12 protein-coding genes are annotated in these 25,715 nt (G+C 60.6%); 4 read left to right on the forward strand and 8 right to left on the reverse strand.

Annotated elements, in window-relative coordinates:
* Window positions 1-42 precede the first annotated feature (42 nt).
* Entirely contained in the window at window positions 43-2,334 is a 2,292-nt protein-coding gene (locus PSH73_RS13400; protein WP_057436768.1) for a fatty acid cis/trans isomerase, read from the reverse strand.
* 165 nt (window positions 2,335-2,499) lie between these two features.
* On the opposite strand from PSH73_RS13400, the gene metH reads away from it, so the two are divergent.
* Window positions 2,500-6,210: a methionine synthase gene (metH, locus tag PSH73_RS13405; protein ID WP_120733228.1), complete on the forward strand. Its 3,711-nt coding sequence runs from the start codon at window positions 2,500-2,502 to the stop codon at window positions 6,208-6,210.
* A 50-nt stretch (window positions 6,211-6,260) separates the two neighbouring features.
* Here metH and PSH73_RS13410 read toward each other — a convergent pair whose 3' ends face one another.
* Complete coding sequence (locus PSH73_RS13410) at window positions 6,261-13,373, reverse strand: NEL-type E3 ubiquitin ligase domain-containing protein (protein WP_305460693.1); 7,113 nt, start codon at window positions 13,371-13,373, stop codon at window positions 6,261-6,263.
* A gap of 136 nt (window positions 13,374-13,509) precedes the next feature.
* Between PSH73_RS13410 and PSH73_RS13415 the strand changes: the two genes are divergently transcribed.
* Window positions 13,510-13,725: a DUF2970 domain-containing protein gene (locus tag PSH73_RS13415; protein ID WP_057436772.1), complete on the forward strand. Its 216-nt coding sequence runs from the start codon at window positions 13,510-13,512 to the stop codon at window positions 13,723-13,725.
* Between the two features lie 6 nt (window positions 13,726-13,731).
* Here the strand turns inward: PSH73_RS13415 and PSH73_RS13420 are convergent, their stop codons facing one another.
* Complete coding sequence (locus tag PSH73_RS13420) at window positions 13,732-14,811, reverse strand: ABC transporter substrate-binding protein (RefSeq protein WP_198792757.1); 1,080 nt, start codon at window positions 14,809-14,811, stop codon at window positions 13,732-13,734.
* A 452-nt stretch (window positions 14,812-15,263) separates the two neighbouring features.
* Between PSH73_RS13420 and PSH73_RS13425 the strand changes: the two genes are divergently transcribed.
* Both PSH73_RS13425 and PSH73_RS13430 read left to right on the forward strand, forming a co-directional pair.
* A complete protein-coding gene (locus PSH73_RS13425) occupies window positions 15,264-16,922 on the forward strand; it encodes a nitrite/sulfite reductase (protein WP_057959405.1) in 1,659 nt (552 codons plus the stop codon).
* The gene (locus tag PSH73_RS13430) at window positions 16,906-17,400 is read left to right on the forward strand and encodes a DUF934 domain-containing protein (RefSeq protein WP_029291397.1); all 495 of its coding nucleotides are present in this window, start codon (window positions 16,906-16,908) and stop codon (window positions 17,398-17,400) included. The genes PSH73_RS13425 and PSH73_RS13430 overlap by 17 nt, the downstream gene beginning before the upstream one ends.
* A 92-nt stretch (window positions 17,401-17,492) precedes the next feature.
* Here the strand turns inward: PSH73_RS13430 and PSH73_RS13435 are convergent, their stop codons facing one another.
* From PSH73_RS13435 to PSH73_RS13455, 5 genes are all read right to left on the reverse strand, one after another.
* Window positions 17,493-20,909, reverse strand: a complete 3,417-nt coding sequence (locus PSH73_RS13435; protein WP_305460695.1) for a beta-ketoacyl synthase N-terminal-like domain-containing protein — start codon at window positions 20,907-20,909, stop codon at window positions 17,493-17,495.
* Window positions 20,910-20,950: 41 nt separating this feature from the next.
* A complete protein-coding gene (locus PSH73_RS13440) occupies window positions 20,951-21,808 on the reverse strand; it encodes a hypothetical protein (protein WP_057959403.1) in 858 nt (285 codons plus the stop codon).
* A 100-nt stretch (window positions 21,809-21,908) separates the two neighbouring features.
* Window positions 21,909-23,279: an NAD(P)/FAD-dependent oxidoreductase gene (locus PSH73_RS13445; RefSeq protein WP_305460698.1), complete on the reverse strand. Its 1,371-nt coding sequence runs from the start codon at window positions 23,277-23,279 to the stop codon at window positions 21,909-21,911.
* Window positions 23,280-23,336: 57 nt separating this feature from the next.
* Window positions 23,337-23,948, reverse strand: coding sequence for an HAD family hydrolase (locus tag PSH73_RS13450; protein WP_305460700.1), 612 nt, complete (start codon window positions 23,946-23,948; stop codon window positions 23,337-23,339).
* Entirely contained in the window at window positions 23,938-25,452 is a 1,515-nt protein-coding gene (locus tag PSH73_RS13455; protein WP_305460702.1) for a class I adenylate-forming enzyme family protein, read from the reverse strand. Before PSH73_RS13455 ends, PSH73_RS13450 begins: the two co-directional genes overlap by 11 nt.
* Window positions 25,453-25,715: the final 263 nt, after the last annotated feature.

Below are 25,715 nucleotides of genomic sequence, written 5' to 3' on the forward strand. Positions count from 1 at the left end.
GACGGTACAAAGTCCTAGTATTTTTGTCAGGCAAATCCACACCTACAGGTTCTCGTAGCGATTCATATCCAGCACACCCTCTTCCACCGGAGTGGTTTCGCGGATGTATTGCGATAAATCGTGGAAGTACTCCCAGAACTGCGGGTGGCTGCGGCGAATGCCCCAGCGTTCGACAATCCGTTCAAAGCGCTTGGCGTCCCTGGCCAGCTCCATGTCCTCGACAAACTCGGGCACATCCTCGGCCGGCACATTGAAGATGAAGTTGGGGTAGCTGCTGAGCACGCCCGGATAGATCGTCAGGGTATCCAGGCCCGGTTGATAGCGATAAGCCTCGCCGAGCATAAAGGCCACGTTGCTGTGGGCGCGGTTGCGCAGCAGGCTGTAGACCTCGCGTTTGCCGCTCGGAGTCTGGATGCGCAGCAAGGTGGCTTCCGGCAACTGCTCGATCACCTTGAGCCCGGCCGCCGGCCTTGAGGTCAGGCGGCTGAGGGTTTGTTCGACGTCGCGCAGTTGCGGGTCGATACCCAGACGTGAGCAGTAGGCACTGATGCAACGGTTGATCGGGTCCGGGCTGGCGTTCAAGTCGGCATACCGGGCCAGCAACTGGTTGGCAAAGTCGCGTTTCGGATCCTGCGGGTCCAGCTTCAGGCCGCTGGGCTTGTCATTGTCGATGGCTTCATAGTCCAGCCACAGCTTGACCTTGCCGCTGTTCTGGTACCAGTCGTCGAGCAAGCCATCGCGCGAATCCGCCGGCATCAGGCGCAGGAAGTTCTGCTCGGCGCCATTGCGGATCAGGTCGAAATACAAACGGGTCTGGGCCTGGTGCGAGACATTGCCGAACACGTCGAAATTCACCGCCAACTGATAATAGGTGCGCTCCAGCAGCGGGTAGTCGAACAGCCACATCGTCTGCGGGACTTCGCCAATCAGTCCCTTGTTCACCGAAGCGCTGTCGAAGTGGCGGAAGATGCTCAGCAACGCGTTGTCATTGCCCTGCCACAGGCTCGACCAGCCCGGCGCCGGCAAATCCGCGTAGTTGTCGCGGCGCAGGGCCTCGTATTCATTGCGTTTGTCACGGTAGGCCAGCCACAGGCTCAACACACTGCCCACGTCATCGTTCTGCCCCGGCATCGCCAGCAGCGGCGTGGCCTGGCCGCGATAGCGGGCATCGGTGATGTACAGGTCGTGGTCCGGGTCCTGGAACAGGGTCCAGAAGTTGTCGCGGATTACGTCCGTGGCAATCTGCCCACGGCACACCGGCCCACGAATAAACGTGCGCACGAAGTATTCGGCGTTATCCAGCATGAACTGGTAGCGCGCCTTGACCGGGATCGCCTCGAACGTTTCAAACGGATTGGCCCGACGACCAGGGCCGTAGCCCGGCAGCGCCGTGGCTTGCCAGTCGCCACTGTAAAACAGCGACTTGACCCGCTCCATCTTCGCCGCGCTGAAGGGGTAGGTAATGTGGGTCTTGTGCACGATCACCCCTTGCACCGGCCACAGGCGGTAGTACACGCGGGTGCCAGGGTCGTCATTCGGGCGACGGGTGTTGATCAGGTCGATGGGCTGGCCGCTGGGCGTACGCGAGCGGACCCACTGGAAAAAATGCCCCGGTTCACCGCCCTCGAAATAGATATGAGCGAGGAACAGGTGCTCGAACAACCAGCGCGCCACCAGGCTTTCCCGGGCGCCGGGCTGGTTCAGCAGGTTTTCCCATTGCTGTACCTGCAAGGCTTCCTGGGCACTCGGCGCCAGACCCTGCTCATCAATAGGCGCACCGGACGCCAGCCAACGCTGCAGGGTCTGGTATTGCTGATCGGTCAGGCCGGTGACGGCCAACGGCATGCCTTCCTTGGGGTGCGCGCCGGCGTAGGCGTCGAACTCCCCCGGCAATGGGCACATATTCTCGCGGTTCAGGCCCAGCACAATCTCTTCGGGCAGCTTGGCATTGGGCGCCAATGGGGTTTTATGACCCAGTTCCAGCATGCGCGCCATCAGCGCCGCCTGGGTGCCCTGGGCATCCAGTACCGAGGCAAAACCGTGGCGCTGCCAGGCGGCCTTGCCAAAGGCGTCATAAAACAGCCGGGTCGGCTGCGACGCCTGGCTGCGCTCGCCGTCATACACCGGCAGCTTGCTCGCGCCGCGTGCCGCACCTTCGCCACTGCCCAGGTTGAGCTGACAGGCGGAGTCGTAGCAGGCATGGCAGGCCACGCATTTCTCGGTGAAGATCGGTTGAATATCGCGAGTATAGGAAAGCGCCGGGGCGGGTCCGTTGGCCTGCGCGAGGCAGGCGACCAACGCCAAGGCGGCGCCGGTGATGAGGCGAAGTGACATGTATCCGGTCCCGAGTCGATGCGAGCGCTGAAAAATTGCCGCGATTCTACCGATGTCGAGGCGCCCTCAACATGAGCGATATTCATGCAAAACCCAGGCATGCTCTAAAAGCGCACAGGTTTGCTATGATCCACGCCCTCCGTAATGCCTGATTAGAGTAGTCCCATGTCCGATCGTAGCACTCGCCTGCAAGCCCTCCACCAAGCCCTCAAGGAACGCATCCTGATCCTCGATGGCGGCATGGGCACGATGATCCAGAGCTACAAGCTGGAGGAAGAGGACTACCGTGGCAAACGCTTCGCCGACTGGCCCAGCGACGTCAAGGGTAACAACGACCTGTTGATCCTGAGCCGCCCGGACGTGATCGGCGGGATCGAGAAAGCGTACCTGGATGCCGGTGCCGACATCCTCGAGACCAACACCTTCAACGCCACCCAGGTGTCCCAGGCCGACTACGGCATGGAGGCGCTGGCCTACGAGCTGAACCTGGAAGGCGCACGCCTGGCCCGCCGGGTCGCCGACGCCAAGACCCTGGAAACCCCGGACAAACCGCGCTTCGTCGCGGGCGTGCTGGGCCCGACCAGCCGCACCTGCTCGCTATCGCCCGACGTGAACAACCCCGGCTACCGCAACGTCACCTTCGATGAACTGGTGGAGAACTATACCGAGGCCACCAAAGGCCTGATCGAAGGCGGTGCGGACATGATCCTCATCGAAACCATCTTCGACACCCTCAACGCCAAGGCCGCGATCTTTGCCGTGCAAGGCGTGTACGAAGAACTGGGTGTCGAACTGCCGATCATGATTTCCGGGACCATCACCGACGCCTCCGGCCGCACGCTGTCGGGCCAGACCACCGAAGCGTTCTGGAACTCCATCAGCCACGCCAAGCCGATTTCCGTGGGCTTGAACTGCGCCCTGGGCGCCAGCGAGTTGCGGCCGTACCTGGAAGAACTGTCGAACAAGGCCGACACCTACGTGTCCGCCCACCCCAACGCCGGCCTGCCCAACGAGTTCGGCGAGTACGACGAGCTGCCAGCGCAAACCGCCAAGGTCATCGAAGAATTCGCCCAGAGCGGCTTCCTCAATATCGTCGGCGGCTGCTGCGGCACCACGCCGGGCCATATCGAGGCCATCGCCAAGGCCGTGGCCGGCTACGCGCCGCGCCAAATCCCGGACATTCCCAAGGCCTGCCGCCTGTCGGGCCTGGAGCCTTTCACCATTGATCGCCAGTCGTTGTTCGTCAACGTCGGCGAACGTACGAACATCACCGGTTCCGCCAAATTCGCCCGGCTGATCCGCGAGGACAACTACACCGAAGCCCTGGAAGTCGCCCTGCAGCAGGTGGAAGCCGGCGCCCAGGTGATCGACATCAACATGGACGAGGGCATGCTCGATTCGAAGAAGGCCATGGTGACCTTCCTCAATCTGATTGCCGGCGAGCCGGACATCTCCCGTGTGCCGATCATGATCGACTCCTCCAAGTGGGAAGTGATCGAAGCCGGCCTCAAATGCATCCAGGGCAAGGGCATCGTCAACTCCATCAGCATGAAGGAAGGCGTCGAGCAGTTCATTCAACACGCCAAACTGTGCAAGCGCTACGGCGCGGCGGTGGTGGTGATGGCGTTCGATGAAGCCGGCCAGGCCGACACCGAGGCGCGCAAGAAAGAGATCTGCAAGCGCTCCTACGACATTCTGGTCAATGAAGTGGGCTTCCCGCCGCAAGACATCATCTTCGACCCGAACATCTTCGCCGTGGCCACCGGTATCGAAGAGCACAACAACTATGCCGTCGACTTTATCAACGCCTGTGCCTATATCCGCGATGAACTGCCGTATGCGCTGACCTCCGGTGGCGTGTCCAACGTGTCGTTCTCGTTCCGCGGCAATAACCCGGTGCGCGAGGCGATCCACTCAGTGTTCCTGCTGTATGCGATCCGCAACGGCCTGACCATGGGCATCGTCAACGCCGGCCAACTGGAGATCTACGACCAGATCCCGGCCGAGCTGCGCGACGCCGTGGAAGACGTGGTCCTCAACCGCACCCCGGAAGGCACCGACGCCCTCCTCGCCATCGCCGACAAGTACAAGGGCGACGGCAGCGTCAAGGAAGCCGAGACCGAGGAATGGCGTGGCTGGGAAGTCAACAAGCGCCTGGAGCATGCGCTGGTCAAGGGCATCACCACCCATATCGTTGAAGACACCGAGGAATCCCGGCAGTCGTTCGCGCGCCCGATCGAGGTGATCGAAGGCCCGTTGATGTCCGGCATGAACATCGTCGGCGACCTGTTTGGCGCCGGTAAAATGTTCCTGCCCCAGGTGGTGAAATCGGCACGGGTAATGAAGCAAGCCGTGGCCCACTTGATCCCCTTCATCGAGCTGGAAAAAGGCGACAAGCCGGAAGCCAAGGGCAAGATCCTCATGGCTACGGTCAAGGGTGACGTACACGACATCGGCAAGAACATTGTCGGCGTGGTGCTCGGTTGCAACGGCTACGACATTGTCGACCTGGGCGTGATGGTCCCGGCCGAGAAAATCCTGCAGGTGGCCAAGGAGCAGAAGTGCGACATCATCGGCCTGTCCGGGCTGATCACACCGTCCCTGGATGAAATGGTGCACGTGGCCCGCGAGATGCAGCGCCAGGACTTCCACCTGCCGCTGATGATCGGTGGCGCCACCACCTCCAAGGCGCACACGGCGGTGAAGATCGAGCCCAAGTACAGCAACGATGCGGTGATCTACGTGACCGACGCCTCACGCGCGGTGGGCGTGGCCACCCAGTTGCTGTCCAAGGAGCTGAAGGCCGGGTTTGTCGAGAAGACCCGCCTGGAATACATCGACGTGCGTGAGCGCACCTCTAACCGCAGCGCCCGCACCGAGCGCCTGAGCTACGCGGCGGCCATCGCCAAGAAGCCGCAGTTCGACTGGAGCACCTACACCCCGGTCAAACCGACGTTTACCGGGGCCAAGGTGCTGGACAATATCGACCTCAAGGTGCTGGCCGAGTACATCGACTGGACGCCGTTCTTTATCTCCTGGGACCTGGCCGGCAAGTTTCCGCGCATCCTCACCGATGAGGTGGTGGGTGAAGCGGCCACCGCGCTGTACGCCGACGCCCAGGAAATGCTCAACAAGCTGATCGACGAAAAACTCATCAGCGCCCGCGCCGTGTTCGGTTTCTGGCCGACCAACCAGGTGCAGGAGGATGACCTGGAAGTCTACGGCGACGACGGCCAGCCGATTGCCAAACTGCATCACCTGCGCCAGCAGATCATCAAGACCGACGGCAAGCCGAACTTCTCCCTGGCCGACTTTGTTGCGCCCAAGGACAGCGGCGTAACCGACTACATCGGTGGTTTTATCACCACCGCCGGCATCGGCGCCGAGGAAGTGGCCAAGGCTTACCAGGATGCGGGCGACGACTACAACTCGATCATGGTCAAGGCCCTGGCCGACCGCCTGGCCGAAGCCTGCGCCGAATGGCTGCACCAGCAAGTGCGTAAAGACTACTGGGGCTATGCCAAGGATGAAGAACTGGACAACGAGGCGCTGATCAAGGAGCAGTACAGCGGTATCCGCCCTGCCCCCGGCTACCCGGCGTGCCCGGATCACACCGAGAAGGCCCAGTTGTTCCAACTGCTCGACCCCGAGGCCCACGAGATGCATGCGGGCCGCAGCGGCGTGTTCCTCACCGAGCACTACGCGATGTTCCCGGCCGCAGCGGTCAGCGGCTGGTACTTCGCCCATCCACAGGCGCAGTACTTTGCTGTAGGCAAGATCGACAAGGACCAGGTGACCAGCTACACCGCACGTAAAGACCAGGATCTGGCCGTGACCGAACGCTGGCTGGCGCCGAACCTGGGTTACGACAACTAGGGGCGATTGCCAGGCACTCTGTTCGGGTGCCTGGCACACCGCTGGCAGCCTTATAGCTTCAGCTCGGCCCGTTCCTGCCGGGTCAGGCGGATCGCCAGCGCCCTGCGCTGCTCCTTGATCCAGGCACCCAATGCCGCGTATTCACGCAAGTAGTCGGCACCGCTCTCGGGGTAGCGCTCATCCAGGCGATCGGTCTGGTGTTCCAGCTCGCGCGCCAGGGTCGCAAAATCCGTGGCGTACTTTTTCTTCAGGTAATTGCGCCAATACTCAAGGCCCACCAGCTTTTCTTCAAAGCCCGGCGTGCTCTCGCCCTCCAGGACAGTGGCGTATGCCCGGTCGAGGTCGGCCTGGGTCACTTCCGATAACTCGCTATACAGCATGCCAGAGGGCTGCCGGGGCAGGTCCAGGCGCTCGGCAAGGCCAATGCGCAGGGCTAAACGAATTTCCGCCGGGTCAATATCCTCATGGGCCTTGATGATGTCCTCGGCGATGCCTTCAACCGCCTCCAGGCGAAGCATGCCACGGGCGAACTTCAACAGGGCGGCGCCATCCTGACCAGCCTCGGCCAATCTCAACGCAGCGAACTCCTGAACGCGGGTTTCAAACGCGTTGAACATCAGGATTCTGCCATCCCCACAGGTCACCTCGGGCATCAACGCCGTCGCCCGGGCGAACACGTCCCGACGCATGGCCGGGTTGCCGCCAATGGCCTCCAACACCGCCCATACGCGCTGGGTCAGATCGCCTGGCGCCTCAAGGAAGTCCTCGGTATTGCGCAGTTGCGACAGGGTGAAGAAGAAATCGTGGCTCCCCGGCTGTGCGTTGAGGTCGTCCCAGATCCGGTGCCTTGGCGAATCGGGCAGGACATCAGCAAACCAGCGCGCCTTCTGGATTTGCGGCGTTTCGATATCCGGATGATCCAGCGAGTAGTCAGGGGAGTCAAAAGCCCCCCGCTCATCGCGCTCCCGGTATCCCTGGATCATTTCCTCAAGCTGCTCGGCGGAAAACCCCAAGCCATTGCCGGTCTGCGCCAGATACCCCTGCAAACGCTCACAGCTTTCCTGCTCAAGGCGGTTTCCCGAGAGGTCAGTCCCCGACATCAAGGCGCGGTGTTGCGGCTCAAAGGCTGTATCTGGCAGGGTCTCGATCCAGTTGTCGTGCAGGTCCAGGGTGCGCAGGCGCCCAAGCTCAAGCACTGTCATGGGCCACTCGTCCAACAGGTTGGTATGCAGGTACAACGTTTCGAGCCTGGACAGGCCACCGAGGTCCAATTCGCTCAAGACGTTCTCGCCCAGGTTCAGCCATTCCAGCGCCTGCAGGCGCACCAGGTGCCCCTGAAGCTGGGAGGCGTTTTGTAGTTCATTTCTGCTGAGGTCCAAGCGTCTCAACCCGTGAAACTCTGCGAGGGCATCGGGCAAGGCTCGCAGGCCGTTGTCACTGAGGGTCAACGTACGCACGTGGCTGAAGGCCCGCAGGAACTCGTTGGAACCCTGGGCCGTGAGCCTGACGCGACTCAGGTTCAGTTCGGTGACGTGAGCGAAATACTTGGGCAACTTCGGCAGGTCGCCCAACAGCAGGCCGGACAAATCCAGCAGGCTGGCGCTATTCACTTCAGGCAGGCCGGGCGTGGCACGTAGGGTGTGACGCCAGCTTTCCAGCACACGGTCCGCTGCGCGACGACGATCCAATACACTGACCCAACCGCCATCAAGGTAGCCATGGACATCTATCCATTCATTGAGCAGTTGCACCCACTGGCTGTACTGCCCTTCCCACTCATCGAGGCGTGCCTGGATCTGCCCGGAGTCGAGGCCGCTGGCTTGCAGCTCGGCTAGCCGTGCCACCGCCTGCAACTCGTCCAGCGCCGGGACCAGGCGTTGTATGCGGGCTGCGGGAGCCAGTGCAGCCGAGGCAAGTGCCGTGGGGAGTGCCACGAGCAAGTCGGGGCGGCGCAAGACATTCTCGGGAAAATACTCAGGCTCCCCCCCGGTCAGGCCTTGGGCAAGCAACTCACGGGGTATGCCCAACGGGTTTTCCAGGGCAACGGATGGGTGTTCAATCGCGTAGCGTCGCGCAAACGTCCGCGCATCGGTACGCGCCGTCACGCTGAGGCGACAACCGCGCAGATGGGTGTTGGAAAGCAAACTATCATGCCCGCTCAGCGCCGCTTCGGGGATTGCCGTTACGGCGCTGTGGCTCAGATCCAGGCATTGCAACGACGACAACTCAAGCACACCCTGGGGCCATTCGCTGATTGCGCTGTGACTCAGGTCCAACGTACGCAAGTCGTGGAAGCCGCTGACATCCAGGCGGCTGATCGGGTTGTACTGCAGGCGCAATGATAAAAGGCCGGTCAACCTGCTCAAACGCGCCTGGATCGCCGGGTTGATCACCAGCCAATTGTGAGACAGGTCGAGGTGGCGCAGGGACGAATGGGTAAGCAGTACCGCAGGCGGCTCGGTCAGGTTGTTGCGGGCCAGGCTCAATGTTTCGACCTGGGGAAACTGGTCGAGCCAGGCATTGATGCCTTCAAGGGAAACGCCGATATCCTCCAGGATCAAGCTGCGCACATGGGCAAACCCGTTGGCCGGCACCCGCGGTAAATCAATCAGGTTGGCGCCTGACAGGTCCAACACCGCCGCCCCGGCAGGAAGTGGCTCAGCCTCTGCTACCAGGCGTTGCTCCAGGCCTTCGCGCCAGCAATCCAGGAGTTTTTCAGAGGCTAGCTGACGATCCAACTCGACCCGGCCAGTGCTTGAATCGCGATCCGACCATTGCTCCAGCTCATCGACCAATCTACGGTATTGCGCCTGCACCGCGTTGACACTCTCCAGACGTTGGCGGGCCGTCAGCCCCTGCGTTCTGAAGCTGAGCAACACCCTTTCGGCGAATGTCGGGTCCGCGCGTCGCAAGCGAGCCAAGGCCCCTTCGCAGTAGGCCTGCACCAGTCGCTGCTCATCGACCAGATGGGCCGGATTGTCATGCAGGTACTCAAAAACCCGCATGAAGTCTTCAGGCTCATACGCCGCCCAATTCATTTGCAACCCGCGCCACAACCGTTGATGCCCGACCAGCATCTCGGCCGGCACCGAACGCAACTGGGTCTGGGCAAGGTCGAGAAACTCCAGGTGCTCAAGTGCCAGGAGCCCTTGGGGCCAGGTTTCCAGGGTTCCGGACACGGTTAGGCGGCGCAACGCCGTCAGGCCTTGGATATCCAGGGTTTCCAGGTTGCCGGCCAGGGACAATCGTTCAAGCGCAGTCATGCGATTGAGCGCCAGCAGCACTTCAGGCGAATAGGTCAGCAATGGCCCGGTGAGCGACAGCCGGGTGATGCCGGGCACGCTCGCCAGCCGTTCAGCCACCTGGCCAAGATTGTTGGGGCGCACGTAGAGCTCCAGATACTGCACATTGGGAAATGACCGAAATAAATCGCTGGCTTGTTGGGCGAGCAATCTGGCCCCTGACAGGTGCAGGGATCGCACATGGGAAAAGTCGGCCTCCATCTGCGGTAGCGCGTGCTCCCCGCGCAGATTCAGGGTGGCATGGGCGCTGCGGTCTCGGTCATAGCCCTGGCGCCAGCATTCGATGACGTCCTCTACCGAACGCAAGCGCTGCGCATCTGCCCCCGCCCATTGCTCAAGGGTGTTGCGCAACCCCAACAACTCTCGCTGGCGATTGGCGAACAACCGCCAGATTTGCGGGTTGCTTTCACCGTCACGTCGGCGCGCCCAGATCAGCTCTTGCGCCTGGGTGTCGCTGATATTTGGATACGCCGTGCGAACCTGGGCGATCAGAGAGTCATCCGCTGCAAAAGGCCCGCCGCGCCCCGATAACTCATATCCCAGGCGCCCGCTGGGCAGGCGCAGCGCCGGCCGGGACCTGGGCCTGCGCAACTTTAAGATGTCATCGGCCATAACGTCGCGGTGGCGCCTGGCGTAGGCTGCCAACACCGGCTGCAAGTCCGCCCCATGAGGGGTCAGCGCCAGCGCTTGACGCGCCGCTTCGGGCAAGGCATCGACGATCGACGGGAATAGATTACGGCCCTGGGCCGGTGCGCTATTGAGCGGCTTGCCGGCTTGATCCTGGGCCTGGAAACGATTGCCGCGTTTGATCAGGTAGCGACGCGTGGCGGCGTGCGCCTCGCCAATGCTGTCGACCAAGGGCCCTTGAATGCTGTCTACACGCATCTCCAGGCGCAAGCCTGAAGGCCATCCGGGCAGGCGCTCCAGGGTATGCAAGGCGAGCCGGTCGCTGTCGGCGTTGGCGAGTCGGTCGCGGTGCAGGCCACTGATCGCTCGGCTCAAGCGCCCCTGGTGCAGGCTGCTGCGGGCCTGGTGATCCAGACGCTCGCTCAGCCGCGCGCTGTCTTGCAAGCGCCGCAGTTCCTGGGGGCTGGCGCTATTCAGGAGTTCCTCCCGGGCCCGCGCAGACAGCGAGGGAAACCGGCGTTGCAATGGCCCCCGGTCAACCGCCGGGTCACCCTTGGCAGATAACCGAGCGTCGAACAGCGCTGACTGGCGGTGCAGGGCATGATCGGCCAGGCGCTCGTTGAACACCTGCTCCCTGGGCCGCCCCCTCCAACTGGACGCACTGCCCAGCAGGCCGGTGATTTCCTGTTCGCTCAGGCCATTCAACAGCACCTGAGCGAGCTTGCCGTGCTGTAAATCGGCCCGGCTGATTTTCAGGGTCGGCAACTCATCATCTGCCAAGGCATGGCTGCCATAGCGAATGGAGCGCCCCGCCGGTTCCCAACGCCCGCCTTCCCACTCGTCGATCAGCGGCGCGCCAGGCTGCTCGCCGCGCTGCGGCGTGCCCAGCAGACGCCGGGCCTCCTCCTCGCCCAGCCCCGTCTGGCCCTGCGCGCGCGCCACGAAGGCTACCTCCTCAAACACTTCCAATACCCGCCCTGGCGGCCAGCCGCCCATCTCCACCGTGAGGGGCAAGGCGTATTCGTGGCGGCTGTCCAGGCCGGCTCCACGGCGTAGCCGCCCGATCAGGTCGTCGATCTCCTGATCGACCCGGAATCGCTCCAGGGTGTCAGCCAGTCCTGCAGGCACCGGCAGGCCATCCATATGCACTTGGCGCAGCAGGTCGTCATCGACACCACTCACATCGCCGATCAGCCCCAAAGTCTCATCAGAGAACCCGTCGGTGATATGCCCCAGGCGCCGCAGCAGCGTCGGGCGGTCCCACGCCAAGGGCCGCTCATGACTATGGCGCCAGGCCCCCGCCCGGTTGTGCTCAAGGATCGGCTGATAGGCCATGGGGTCTTGCGGGTGTTTGATGCGCCATTTGTTGATCTGCGGATCGAAGGTTTTCTCGTAGAACGCGTTATCCATATGGATGTGGAGCTGCCCATCGACCTCATACTGCCCCAAGGCGTTGGGCTGGCGGCCTGACGCAAGGGTGAGGTGCTTCTTGTAGGGCGCCAGGTCGGGCCGCCATAAGCGCTTCCGGCCGTCCGGCAGCGTTACCGGCACCAGGCCTTCGATCACCGGCTCGGGCCTGAGTTGGCGCAGCGCCGAACCACCCGCCGCCATCAAGCCGATCAAGGCGAGGTTCTGCGCCAGGTCGATCAAGTGCGCACGGGCCGCCTGGCGGTCGCCCGCACTCCACTCCTGGGTTGCCTCAATCGCCCCCGTCAACAATTGCTCGACCATCACGGCCAGCATGAGCTCCCCCAACACGGGCACGAAGCCTGCCACAGCACCCAGGGCAAACATCTCGATATTGAGCACCATGGCCAGTTTCTGTTTACGCACCCGGGCATCGACCTGCGCGGTGGGCACGGCGCGGCTGGCCGCGTCGGCGATGCACTTGTGCCGATGTTGCTCATACAGGTAGGTCCACAGATCGACTTTATGGCTGCCGAACGCCTGGCCTTTGAACGCCATGGCCTTGGGCGCCAAAAACGGATCCGGGTTCGGCACCTGGGGGGCCAAAGGCAGCGGCGGGAAATTCTTCAGCCTCAAAGGCGTCAGCTTGCTGACCAGCTCATACAGTTGCCCGATGCCGGGGAAATTCGAGCCGATTTTTTCGCGCAAGGTGGCATCGGGCGCATCCTGGGTGAATTGCCTGAAGTAATAAGGGTGGTCGGCGGCCTCGACGAACTGACTGAAAAAGGCCTGATACGCGGTTGGCCGCTCGACCCGGGTGGTGGCCGCGCCAGGCGTGGTGAAGCGGCGCTGCAAAGTCCCCAGCAACTGTGCGTGATCCTTATAGCGCTTGAGCGGATGATACGGGTCCTGGGGCACATAGAGGATCGGCGAATCCAGATGCTCATCGTCGAAGGCCAAAAACAACACACACCCCGTCATGCGTAATTTCATCAGGCCAAGGTCGCAGATCCACACCGGTTGCCCATCCATCTGCGGCGCGCGCTCGCCGTTGATCACCGACAGGATCATGGTGTAGTCGTCCTCGGTAATGTCCTGGCATAAGCGTGCTAGCTCGGCCGCAGCCCTCATTGCCGCCTTTTGACTGGCAATGAATTGCTGGCGCAGGGTGGTTTCGACCGAGGCAAAGAAATCGCTGATATAGGCCTGGTACTTTCCGCCCAGATCCAGGCTGCGGCACAGCTGCACAAACTCATGGACCTTGAGCCTGCCCAAGCGCACCGGCAGCAACGGCTCGTCAGGTGAGGAACCGGAAGACGACACGTGCCAGCGGAAACCGGACGAGGGGTGAAAAGCCCCCTCCTCGCATTCGGATTCCTCGAAGTTATGCAGCGCAGCTTGCAGTAGCTCCAGTTTCAAAAAGTCGTAGGTCCGCGCCGCTATCTTGAAGTCACTGACCAGCAGGGATTTTCTGAGGCTCAACCAGGTGTCGACGTGGGGGGCCAGTGTGACGTCATATTGCTCTTTAAGCGCATTGACCAGCAGCGGCCTGGCAAATGCGTCGATCCCCTGCAAGGCAGACAGGGTCTTGTCCACCGCCGTCTGCGTGGAAAAGCTTGCGGTAAAACAGGCATGCAACTGCTGGCGTTGCTCGGGGGTGGCACGCCAATAGGCCGGCGGCAGTGACGTATCGGCGTGTTTGAGCGCCGCCCGTCGTGGGGCAGTGCTCTCGATCAGCCATTGCGGGGTGGCACCGATCAACAATTGTCGATGGATACTGGGGGTTGGCGGCTCAAGGCGCGCGGGCGTTACGGGAGAGTCGGGCATGATGCAGCTCCAGGAAAAGGAGCTCCAGCACATCACGCAGGTCAGGCGCGACAGCGGTAACTACGTCTACCTATTCCCCCGGCCTTGGCTATCCTGTTGGGAGACATCATGTCACCCAGACCTCGCAGGAGGACTCATGGACGCACCGGACAATAAACCGCCGACCTTCTGGCAGATGCTTCACAGCGTGATGGCTGCCGCTTTTGGCGTGCAGAGCGGCAAGAACCGCGCGCGGGACTTCACCCATGGCAAGCCCAGCCATTTTGTAGTGCTGGGGATCCTGTTTACCGCCGTGTTTGCCCTGACCCTTTTTGCCATCGTCAAGCTGGTGCTGCACCTGGCCGGGGTCTAGTCGCGCTTACTTCCACAGCATCTTCAAGCTGAAGGGGTACTGGTAGGCCGCCGGCTTGCCCTGAGCCGACAGTGCGCGAAAATTCACCCCGTCGCCCTCGTGGTTACGCAGGTCCAGCAGGCGCTGGGCCTGTGGCCTGTCAATCAACTGAAATAACCTCACCTGACGCTCGCGCCCGCCATGGCGTTGAATGTCCACCCCACTGGCGTCGTCATGCAGCAGCACCATGGCCCAGCCACCGAGCGTAAAATGCCCGGCCACCAGCGCACTGATCCGCCCTTGCAGGCGCGCCTGCAACACCTCGGGGGAACTGTTGATCGCGCTGAACAACACCTCCTTGCCGGGCGTGCGCCCACTGCCATTCAAGGCCTGCATGGCGCCGAGGGCCATTTCATCATTGGCCGACCATACGAGCGTGGCCTGCGGGTAGCGCTTGAACATCAGGGTTGCTTGCTCGAAGGCGCGCTGGCGGCTCCATTCGCCATAAACCAACTGGCGCAGATGCACTTGCGGGTGTTCGCCCAAGGCCCGCCGCAGGCCCTGCTCACGGGCCTGGGAAGTGGGGGTATTCTTGGCGCCGGAAAATGCCAGCAATTGGAGGGTTTCGCCCGCCGGAACCGGGCCGTGCTGACGCAGCAGCTCCTTGAGCATCAGGTAGCCGCCCTCCTCGTCGTTGGCGGTGATGCTGCCGATCCAGTTGGGGTATTTGCCGGCATCCAGCAACTGCACCTGGTCCGGGGTCAGGGCATTGTTGACGATCAGCAACTTGACCGGGCTGCCCTGGGCCATCCGCAAAATCTGCGGGGCGATGTACTGCTCATTGACCACCACCAGGTAATCCGGGGAATTGGGGCCTTGCAGTGCTTCGCGGGCTTGTTGCAAGGTGTTCTGCCCGTTGCGCTCCGAATAGCGCACACGCAAATCCAGGCCGAGGTCCTTGGCTGCGGCCTGCATGAATTGCGAATAGCTGACCCAGAAGGTTTCAGTGGACAGGCCGGGGTTGAGAAACACCACCGATGTGGCATGAGCGATCGTCCCGAACGTCAGCCCCACCCACCACAAGCACCCACAGAGAACCTTCAACATTACTGCCCGCACCCTGGAAATTGACCGATCATAATAATGGCAATGAGCCTTTTGATCTTGGCTATTTGTCAGATAGTAGGACAGTTGCGTGGCGATCAGCGCTCCCTATTGATGGCTGACCCAGAACACGGCGGTGGCAACCACCAGGATAATCAGGAACAGAATTGCCCAGGCATCCACACTGCTGTCGGGTTTGCGGGCTTTGGTTGGATTGCTCATCGCATCGCCTCTTGTCGGTTTTATGGCTGATTGCATTAAGACTCGACCACAGTAAAGTCGATGATTGCCCGCATGACAAATGTGGGTATCGCAATAACCGTTCTCATTAGGCTATTTGGTTATGTGCATATACTAAAACATCACTTTTGCGCATAAACGCAAGCTGGTATCGTTCGCCGGCTCCGTTGGGAGTGCGCGGCCGTGCGCGCAGATTTGCCGAGAACAGGACCTATATGTACGTATACGACGAATACGATCAGCGCATCATCGAGGACCGCGTCAAGCAGTTCCGTGATCAGACCCGACGCTATCTGGCAGGTGAACTGAGCGAAGAAGAGTTCCGCCCTCTGCGCCTGCAAAATGGCCTTTATGTCCAGCGCTTTGCGCCGATGCTGCGGGTGGCCGTGCCTTACGGCCAACTGACTTCGCGCCAGACGCGCATGATGGCCAAGATCGCCCGTGACTTCGACAAGGGCTATGCCCATATCAGTACCCGCCAGAACGTGCAGTTCAACTGGCCGGCCCTGGAAGACGTGCCGGACATCCTGGCTGAATTGGCCACCGTGCAGATGCACGCCATTCAGACCAGCGGTAACTGCCTGCGCAACGTGACGACAGACCAGTTTGCCGGCGTGGCCGCCGATGAAGTGATCGACCCGCGCCCGTGGTGCGAGATCGTTCGGCAGTGGACTACGTTCCACCCAGAATTTGCCTACCTGCCGCGTAAATTCAAGATCGCCATCAATGGCTCGGCTTCCGACCGTGCCGCGATCGAAGTCCACGATATCGGCCTGGAGCCGGTGTACAACGCTGCCGGCGAACTGGGCTTCCGCGTCCTGGTGGGCGGCGGCCTGGGGCGTACCCCGGTGGTGGGCGCATTCATCAATGAATTCCTGCCCTGGCAAGACCTGTTGAGCTATCTCGACGCCATCCTGCGTGTGTACAACCGCTATGGCCGTCGGGACAACAAGTACAAGGCGCGCATCAAGATCCTGGTCAAGGCCCTCACCCCCGAGGTGTTTGCCCAGAAGGTCGACGCCGAGATGGAACACCTGCGCGGCGGCCAGACCACTCTGACCGAAGCCGAAGTGCATCGCGTGGCCAAGCACTTTGTCGACCCGCACTACAAGGCCCTGGACAACCAGGACGCCGAACTGGCCGCACTCGACCAGCAGCACCCGGGCTTTGCCCGCTGGCGTACCCGCAACACCCTGGCGCACAAGCAGCCGGGCTATGTGGCCGTGACCCTGTCGCTCAAGCCGACTGGCGTAGCACCTGGCGATATCACCGACAAGCAGCTGGACGCCGTCGCTGACCTGGCCGAGCGTTACAGCTTCGGCCAACTGCGTACGTCCCACGAACAGAACATCATCCTCGCGGACGTTGAGCAGAGCCAACTGTTCACCCTGTGGGGTGAGCTGCGCGAAGGCGGTTTCGCCACGCCGAACATTGGCCTGCTGACCGATATCATCTGCTGCCCGGGTGGCGACTTCTGCTCCCTGGCCAACGCCAAGTCAATTCCGATTGCCGAGTCGATCCAGCGCCGTTTCGACGACCTGGACTACCTGTTCGACATTGGCGAGCTGGACCTGAACATCTCCGGGTGCATGAACGCCTGTGGTCACCACCACGTCGGCCACATCGGCATCCTCGGGGTGGACAAGAAAGGCGAAGAATTCTACCAAGTGTCCCTGGGTGGCAGCGCCAGCCGCGATGCGAGCCTGGGCAAGATCCTCGGCCCATCCTTCGCCCAGGAAGCCATGCCCGAGGTGATCGGCAAGCTGATCGACGTTTATATCGAACAGCGCACCGAAGATGAGCGCTTCATCGACACCTACCAGCGCATTGGCATTGACCTGTTCAAGGAGCGCGTCTATGCAGCGAATCATTAAGAACAACGAAGTCGTCGACGAAACCTGGCACCTGTTGCCCAAGGACGCGACGTTCGATGGCATCTCCAACTGCGACGACCTGATCGTGCCACTGGCCCTGTGGCGCGAGCATGGTCATGCGCTCAAGGCCCGCGATGGCGGCCTGGGTGTGTGGCTGGACGCCGATGAAGAAGCCGAGGAAATCGGCGATGACGTGCAACACTTCCAGGTCATCGCCCTGAATTTCCCGGCCTTCACCGACGGGCGCAACTACTCCAACGCGCGCCTGCTGCGTGACCGCTACGGTTACAAGGGCGAACTGCGGGCGATTGGCGATGTGCTGCGCGACCAGTTGTTCTACCTGCATCGCTGCGGCTTCGATGCCTACGCCTTGCGCGCTGACAAAGACCCGTATGAAGCGCTGGAAAGTCTCAAGGACTTTTCGGTGACGTACCAGGCGGCTACGGATGAACCGCTGCCGCTGTTCCGTCGGCGCTAAGCGCCAGCCAATGAAAAAGCCCTGACCTGTCAGGGCTTTTTTGGTTTTACGCCGTGCGGACACGGCTTTGCCGGGGTTGAGGGCAAGCGCGGTTATGCGCCAGCGTGCGCCCGACTCAGCAATTGAGCGGTAATGTCGGCTTGACCGATTTTTTCTCCCCGATTGAACAGATCAATACAAACCTGGTTGGTTTTGAATGACGGCTCAGGCGCCTCGAAGCTGCCTTTCGGCGCCAGTAGCAACGGGCTGTTCGTCGGAATCGGTCGATCCAGCGTGAAACTCAAGGCCAGCAGGTTCATCGGGGTGCCCAGCGGGATGCGTCGGTGGGTGTGAGCAATCTGCATGAAGCACTGGCGCGCAACTTCAAGGAAATACACCATCGAGTAATGCTTGGGGCCGCCCTTGCGGAAAAAGTGCTCGTTGGCCGGTTGAAGGGTTTCGACGCTCAAGCCCCGAGCGACATCGCTCATGTCGCTGACCAGAACGTTTTCTTGTCTGTCCTTGTGCAGCAGAGCCTTGTCGCGGCAGGCGGTCGCAGTGAACGGGGCGGCGGGCAACGCCTCGTGTGCCGAGCTGTATGCAATGCCCAGGGTGCAGGTGCACATGAGCTTGCCGGCTTGCCGGACCTTCGCGCGAAATACCTGGAGTTCTTGGTCGTATTCCAGTTGCAGGTCAATTGCCCCTTGTTTTTGTACGTACCGCTGGAACTTGATCGTCAGGTCGTTGACATACGCGACCCGGCCACTGCGTGGAGGCATGGCGAGTTCGGTCAACTGCAATACCCCCTCGATCAATAAAATGCCGGGGACATGGTCCAGTGGGTGATCAAAAAAATAGGGGTGCGCTTCATTTACCAGCAATTGCGCGTGCAGTGACTGCGCACTGCGTTGAACATTGCTGATCACGATGTTTTCCGGGCTGCGCTGCCAGTGCTCGGCAGGCCGGGCGTGAGCGTCACGGCGCAGGGTGCAAAGCGCTTCGATGGCACGCACCCTGACACGCAGCGCCGAGAGCAGTGTCTCTGTCAGTTGATCGCTGAGTGCCAGCACGCCTGTCTCATCGTTTTGCAAATCAGCCACAGGGCTGGCAGGACCGTCAGGCCCGATGCACGACTGCAACGCCTGAGGCTGCGGGTGCGCGAAGCGCAATTCAAAGGGGCGCTTGATGGCTGGCGGGCATTCGGGGGCGGTGATCCCCCACTCCCGCAGTTTCTCGGTGAATAACCACATCACCGGCTTGCCGGCCTGGCGCACCTCGATCACCGAGTGAACCGAAGCACTCATCATTACGGCCAACAGGGTTTCGACGCCGGTGGCTTCAGCCAGGCAACCGGTCATGCCTTGCCATGAACCGCCGACAGGGGCTGCCGCCGGCTGCAACTCACACACCTCAATATGCTGGACATCGCTTCGCGCCCGGCCCAGACGTGCGCACGCCGCTTCCAGGGAGGTGGCGACATGGCCCAAGACCGCTGCGCGGATCACCAGCACAGGTGTGTCACTGGTTTGCGCTCGATAGGGCCGCAAAGCGAACACCCCCATGCCCTCCCCCTGCAGGGTCGGTGACTGCCGAACGCGCTCGATTTCGGCTGGCGCACTGATGAAGCGCCCCGCACCGAGCAACAGCGTGGTGATGCCTTCGTTGAACCATTGTTGCGAGGCCAGCAGGGCGTGCCAGAACACCCCAGGCGTGCCGACCAATGTCTGATGAAAACCCTTGAGGTCGAAAATTTTCGCCGGGTACCCCGACAACATGCTCGGCAAACTGGTTGCCACGTCCGCCGCATCCTGCTCGGGTGGCATGCCCTGTGCCCGGCCGAAGAAGTTGTGAATACGGCTATAGGCGTTACTGAAGTGCGCGCCGCCCAAGTTACAGCACATGACCATCGCGGTATCGGGTGAGCCGGCTACCCCGGGCAGGCGCCGCAGTAGGTGATTGACACGATCGGTGATCAACAGTTTGAACGGATCGACACTGGCCAGCAGTTTGGGGCCCATGCCGAAGCCATCGATATCAATGACGTGGTCCTGCGCCAGGAATCGCCCTGGCAACGGCTGAACCGAAGTGGCCGGGTAATCAACAAAGCGCCCGTGGGGAAAACCAACCAAGGGGGCCTCAGGCTGATCAAGTTGTTGCTTGAGTGAGTGTAACGAGAAGTGGCTGCCGATCGCCGCCTCCGCCTCGACAATGCCCAGGTCCAGTAGCAGCACGCCGGGGCTGACTCGGAAGGCCATGGGCTGGTTGCCGGGCAGGTATTGATCCACCACCAGGTGCGCGTTGGCACCGCCAAAACCAAAGCTGGAGATGCCGATGCGAATCGCCGACTGGCGATCAGCCAAGGGCTGTCCCTGCCCGCTCGCAAGTTGCAGGCAGGATTCATCGACCTTGGCGCTTGGCGAGTAGTCGGGCTGGGGTGGAATGGTTTTTTGAGCCAGTATCATCAACGTCTTGGCGAGCGAAGCACCTCCTGCGGCCGCCAAGGGATGCCCAATGACAGATTTGATCGAGCCTATGGGTAATTTTTTACCCTCGGTCCGATAGGCACCGAAGAAACTGTTCAGCGAGTCGAGTTCTGTCGCATCACCCAGCGGGGTGCCCGTGCCATGGGTCTCGATATAGTCCACCGCGCCGGGGTCCAGGCCGAGATAGGCGCGTTGGTAGGCCGTATATTGGGCCTGTTTGCCGGGTGCAAACACTGACCCCTCTGCGCCATCGGCCGACAGCCCCAATGCGCGCAGTATACCCAGGGGGCGGCGCTGCGCCTGCAGGGCTTGGGATACCGGCTCGACCAGGAAAGCCACCGCGCACTCACCCGGCACAATACCGTCTGCGTCGCGACCGAACGCCTGCATCCGGGCCCTGGGCGAAAACGCCGTCAACTGGGAAAACCCCAGGAAAAGTGGAAGCGGCAGTACCGTGTTCAACGCCATCACGATAGCGTTATCCGCTTGCCCGCTGTTGACCAGGGCCTGGGCCATGTTCAGCGCGTAGGGGAACGAACTGCAGGCGGTATCGACGGACAACGCCGGCCCTCCCAGCCCCAGCGCCAACGCCAACTCCGCCACTTGTTCGCCGGGCGCATAGCCCTGTGGCGCACGGGCCTCAGTCGATGTGGGGGCAAGGAAAAAACTCTCGTCGCTCCAGGACGTCGCGACGACCAACGCCGTGCGCTCCCTGATCAACGCCGAACCTTGTGCAGTCAATTGCGCAAGGAGTGCCTGCAGCACTTTCCGGCCAATGGCGACCTGCCTTCCTTCATACCGTGAAGGGGTCGCTGCGCTATCAGACAGGCAATAGGCACTGTCCAGGTAGGTGCGGTTTTTTTCCCCGACCGTGGCTGAATAGATCGACGCTTTATCCAGCTCCCAGCGTGGCAGCATCGAATTCAGAGGCGCGATCTGCCCTTGTGCCAGCAAGTGCCAAAGCGCATCTACTGATGGCGCCCCAGGGAACTCGCCAGCCATGGCGCTGAAGCAAAAATCCCCCTCTGGTGTCACCGTGCTCTGCATGTCGTTTCCTCCTGATTGCCAAAATTGCAGCGGGGCGAGTCTCAGCTCAGCCTTTCCAAAAACCACAGCGTGTCCCGCGGCGTACGACATGACATCAACGCTTCACCGGCAAACTGGCTGGCAGAGCACTGCTGTGCCAGTGCTTGGCAAAATGCTTCGCGGGCAAAACCATTGAGTCCCAGCTCGGTGAAGGGCGTATCAATATCGAACGCTTTTGGCTCGCCCGGGATCAGCGGTACCAAGGCGTCGAACAGTTGTTGGCTGAAGGCCGGCTCGGCGCTCTGGGCCTCAGGCGTTTGCGCAGCACTTGCCGGCGCGGGGGGCGACTCGGGCGCGGCCAGAGCCGCTTTAATCAGTGCGATAGTGTGTTGCGGGCACTTGGCGTTGAGCAATTGAGTGCCGCTGGCTTTGAGTTCCGGCCACAGGTCGACGAGCGACTCGAGGAATTCCATCTGCACCAAAGAGTCCAGCCCCAGGCTTTCATAGGGTTGTTCCTGGTCGATCTGATCTACGGTAAAACCGGTGATAATTGCCAGTTGTTCAAGCACCGAGGCTTCGACATCCACAGCTGGCAATTGCGCACTGCCTGGCTCATCAAGAGTGGCCGTTGCCAGTGTGGCTGAGTTCAAGTACGACGTTTCCAGCGGTGCAACAGTTGGATTAAGCGGTACTTCAACCCGACGGGAAAACGCGCCCTCAAGTACTTGTTTGTGAGCATTGAGATACTGCACCGTGACGGTTTCGGCCTGAGCCAGCAAACGCATTAATATTGATTCTTTCGCTGTATCCGAGTCGCCCAGCGAATCAATGATCCTCTCTGATAGAGAGAAATAGCTCTGGACCATTTTTCCATTGGACACGATAAATTCCTGCACAACATCGCCAAGTTCAAGGCGCATGGAGACCTCCTAACCGAAGTTAAATTTGGTTATTTAAAACAAACTTTCAGTTCATCGCCAACGCGGGCCTTGCGCAAACTAATGAACTGCGCACACAGGTTTAAATCGGCAGTGCCGTTAAATCATTTTCGCTGGAAGTTGCTTTTTTGTTCGCCTTGATCAGCCCGGATCGCGCGTGCAGATACGTCATCAGCGTAGTTATATCCAGCCCCTGAAAAGCGATATAGCCGTCAGGACGAATCAGCATCAATGTGCCTGCCCGCGCGTGATAACGCTTGTGCAAGCGCCAGTCCGGGTCCAATAACGTCGAATGTTGAAACGGCGCCCCTGCACTGCCGAGGGCATCAATAACGCAATAGGCCTTGATACCTGGGTAATCCGTCTGCACTGCATCAGCCAGTACGTAATAACCCGGCAGTAAAGAGGAAAATTGATCGGCCGCACTGAAGACCAGTAACGTGAACGTTCCCTGGAACAGATCCATCAAGCGTCTTGGCGGCGTACCTGGGGGTTGCCATAACTCGATATCGGGAGCCAGTTGGCCGGCGCGAGGCGCTGCGGTCGGGAACCGCGACTTCCTGCCCTTTTTATTCCAATGCGCGCGCTGCTTGTTCGTCAGGGACTCTTGAATACCGGCACTTTTGCCGTAGCGGTAATGATGAGCACAAATCATCGAGGCCAACGTGCGCTGGAGCGGGCGCCAGTCACCCAGCAGTGGCAGAATGTTATCCCGTAGCCAGACAAGCACTCGGTGCACCATGCTCTCGGCTCGCAAGCCTGCCGGGTAGCACTCTTCGTTATAGCTCTGCAGCAATGCGGGGGCTGCCCGGCCCTGATCGACATAGGCGATTTTCCACGCCAGGTTATAGGCATCGCCCATCCCCAGGTTAATCGCCTGATCCGCCAGAGGGTGGCCGATAGGCGCCGAATCGCCTGCCAGGAACACGGCATCGTGCTGCAGTGCCTGCACACGACGCGGCTGGGACGTGGCAATGCGGTGATGAGCACCGTCGCAGGCGACCATCCAGCGAGCGCTCAAACGTTCGTCGCGGCCATCAGCATGATGCAGGAGCAGCTGCACGGATTGCGGCTGGTTCTGCAGTTCGACCAGTTCGGTATTCCACTCAACACTCAGGCCTGATGCATCAAGGCGCTCAAGCAGGATTTGCTCTAGCGTCGACGCTGGCAAGCTGAGTAAAAAAGGGTAACAGGCGTCCAGATAGGAGAAGTTATCGTTCGGTACCCGTTTGCCGTTCGCCTGCAGCGAAAACTGCTTGAGCGTAAAACCGTTGCTGACAGCCTGTTCGGCAACCCCCAGGTGCCGGAGCATTTCCAGGGTTCTTGAATGCACGACCCGCGACGTGGTGGCGGTCGAAGGGCCGGCATTCTTGTCAATAAGGCGGAAAGAAACGCCCCATTTCTGCAGTAGGTTTGCCAGTAGCAGGCCAACAGGTCCGGCACCCACGATCATGACCGTCGTCGGCACAGCGCATGGCCCGGGGACTGAAGTGTTCGAGGCGCCCATAAGTCAGTACCAGTTGCGATAAAAGGGGGCGTTGGCAATACCGAGCAGGGCATCGTCGCCGGATGAGTCGCCGTAGGCGTAAATGTAGTAGTCATCAAGGTTGGCCAGGCAGCCTCTGAGCCGTATGACTTTCTCCGGCCCAACACAGTTGGTGCCTGAGATGCCCCCCGTCAGCCTGTCGTTCTCGGTGTCCAGGCGAGTGCCGCACACATAGTCGAACCCCACTGCCGCCCCCCAGGGAGCCAGGTAGTTCTCTGGCGAGTTGCTGACCAGCGCCGTGACATGCCCCATGGATTGATGCCATTGCAGCCGGCGCAGCGCCTCGGGCCTGATCCAGCGTGGCAATTGCTCAGTCACGAAATGCCGCGCGTGCTCACGCTCCTTCTCCACCGACACGCCACCCAGGTAACGCGCAATAAACGCCAATCGAGCCTGCATCAACGGGGTCACGCCCAGAATCACGCTGAACACTTTTGGCAGCAGCCAGATCATTTTGAGCCAGAACATTTTTGTTCCCGCGACGTAACGCATATAGCGCCAGAACGTATGCCGGTCGGAGAGCGTGCCGTCAAAGTCAAACACCGCCAATACCGGTGGCGTGCCATCAGCTTGCATGGCTGTGCTCCTTGAGAACCATGATCTCAATGGTCTTGGGCAGTTTGAACCCCGAGAGGTGCTGGGAAAGCAGCGTGGAAATTGCGCCCTGAGTCAGCCCGGCACGCCCCTCGACACACAGGTGCAATGCGTTGACCTCTTTGTGGTCGGGAACGATGTAGGCTTTTGCACGCACCGCATCGGGGTGTTGCATGGCGACGGATTCGATCTCCATCAGATCGACCATCTGCGCTTTGATCTTTGAGATGCGTAAGCGTTGACGATAGAAAAACACATGCCCATCGTCATCGCGCCAAACCAGGTCCCCCGTGTGCAGCCAGCCGTCACGAAAGAACCGCTTATTGGCTTCTTCGGCATCGTCGTAACCGTCAATCACCATCGACCCGCGTACCAGCAATTCGCCGATCCGTCCTGGTGCGACGTCTTGCCCTTGAGCATCGACGACGCGCAGCTCCACGCCCCTGATCGGCTGCCCCATGGCACCGCGCTGCGCGACGCCAAGCGTACTCTGTAGCAGCACGGGCATGCTCTCGGTCAAGCCGTAGCCCTGCAATACCGGTTTGCAGCCCAGCAACCGCCCCAGTTTCTCCGCTTCGTCCGCGGGTAGATGGCTACCGCCTGAGTAAATCATCAGTTGAGGGTGCATCGGCAACAGCGCGCCTTTGCGCTTGGCCAGTCGGCTATTGAAATAGCGAATGACATCAGGCACCAGGCAGGTATAGGTGACCTTATGCCGGGACAGAACTTCTGCCAGGTCCCTGTTGAGCAAGGTATCGGTCATCAACAGCGTGGCGCCCACGCTCAATGGAAAGATCATCATCGCCGACAGCCCGAAGATGGCGTGCAGCGGCAGCGTGACCAGATGGACGGAGCCGACCCCTTGGCGATGAATATGCTCGTGCATGCCGTCGATTGCATGCGTCACGTCAAGGTAGCGGTGAGGAACCGCCAGCGGTTTGCCGGTGCCCCGATAAGTGAACTGTATCGAGACGACTGGGTTGCCTTCAGGCAATACCAGCGGTTCGTTGCGACACGTAAGCTGAACATCAGGCGTCGCATTTTCAGGCAGCGATGAGGACTCACCCACTTCCAATAACAAGGAGTGACGAACGCCGTTGGCGAGTTGGAATATTTGGCTGTGTTTTTCGAAGAGCGCAGCTGTTGTCACAACCAGCAAAGGCCTGGCGCTGCCCACCACACTCGCCATTTCAAATGGCGTCAACTTGTAGTTAAGAATGACCGGAATTGCACCACGTCCAACGATCGCTAAAAAATAAGCGATAAATTCAACACCGCTGGGTAGAACAAGTGCAACTTTTTCGCCCGGCAAGATATTTAAAGTGCCGAGCGCACCGTTACACTGCTCGGCTTTTAGTCGTAACTCGCGATATGTCACAACCCCTGTGTCGACATCCAGATTCCTGATAGCGATATGTTCAGGGAAGGACTCTGATATCCCGAAAAATCGGTGTAGAAAGCCGTCCTGACACAGCAAGGATTCCATTTATTAATACTCCTGACGTTTCAAACCAGTGAATTGGACTAAAGCACCTTAGGCACAAGTAGAGTGACGAGGCCGTTTATACTTCCAGGGCGCTTGGATCTTACTCATCTGAGGCTCGAATACATGTAGGACACTTCAACATGTAATGCCGAATTATCTTTGAAACACTTTTAAGTTCCAGTCCAGGGAACCCCCATAGCCCTCTTTTCACCAACGCAACAGTGCCAGGCGCAGACCCTGGGCTTCCAGAACCCCTGCATGCA

Source organism: Pseudomonas sp. FP2294, from assembly GCF_030687625.1.
GTDB classification, from domain to species: domain Bacteria; phylum Pseudomonadota; class Gammaproteobacteria; order Pseudomonadales; family Pseudomonadaceae; genus Aquipseudomonas; species Aquipseudomonas shahriarae.

Excerpts from the sequence above, each read along its gene's own strand:
- PSH73_RS13400 (WP_057436768.1), bottom strand. The coding sequence starts at position 2,334 with ATGTCACTTCGCCTCATCACCGGCGCCGCCTTGGCGTTGGTCGCCTGC.
- metH (WP_120733228.1), top strand. The coding sequence starts at position 2,500 with ATGTCCGATCGTAGCACTCGCCTGCAAGCCCTCCACCAAGCCCTCAAG.
- PSH73_RS13410 (WP_305460693.1), bottom strand. The coding sequence starts at position 13,373 with ATGCCCGACTCTCCCGTAACGCCCGCGCGCCTTGAGCCGCCAACCCCC.
- PSH73_RS13415 (WP_057436772.1), top strand. The coding sequence starts at position 13,510 with ATGGACGCACCGGACAATAAACCGCCGACCTTCTGGCAGATGCTTCAC.
- PSH73_RS13420 (WP_198792757.1), bottom strand. The coding sequence starts at position 14,811 with ATGTTGAAGGTTCTCTGTGGGTGCTTGTGGTGGGTGGGGCTGACGTTC.
- PSH73_RS13425 (WP_057959405.1), top strand. The coding sequence starts at position 15,264 with ATGTACGTATACGACGAATACGATCAGCGCATCATCGAGGACCGCGTC.
- PSH73_RS13430 (WP_029291397.1), top strand. The coding sequence starts at position 16,906 with ATGCAGCGAATCATTAAGAACAACGAAGTCGTCGACGAAACCTGGCAC.
- PSH73_RS13435 (WP_305460695.1), bottom strand. The coding sequence starts at position 20,909 with ATGCAGAGCACGGTGACACCAGAGGGGGATTTTTGCTTCAGCGCCATG.
- PSH73_RS13440 (WP_057959403.1), bottom strand. The coding sequence starts at position 21,808 with ATGCGCCTTGAACTTGGCGATGTTGTGCAGGAATTTATCGTGTCCAAT.
- PSH73_RS13445 (WP_305460698.1), bottom strand. The coding sequence starts at position 23,279 with ATGATCGTGGGTGCCGGACCTGTTGGCCTGCTACTGGCAAACCTACTG.
- PSH73_RS13450 (WP_305460700.1), bottom strand. The coding sequence starts at position 23,948 with ATGCAAGCTGATGGCACGCCACCGGTATTGGCGGTGTTTGACTTTGAC.
- PSH73_RS13455 (WP_305460702.1), bottom strand. The coding sequence starts at position 25,452 with ATGGAATCCTTGCTGTGTCAGGACGGCTTTCTACACCGATTTTTCGGG.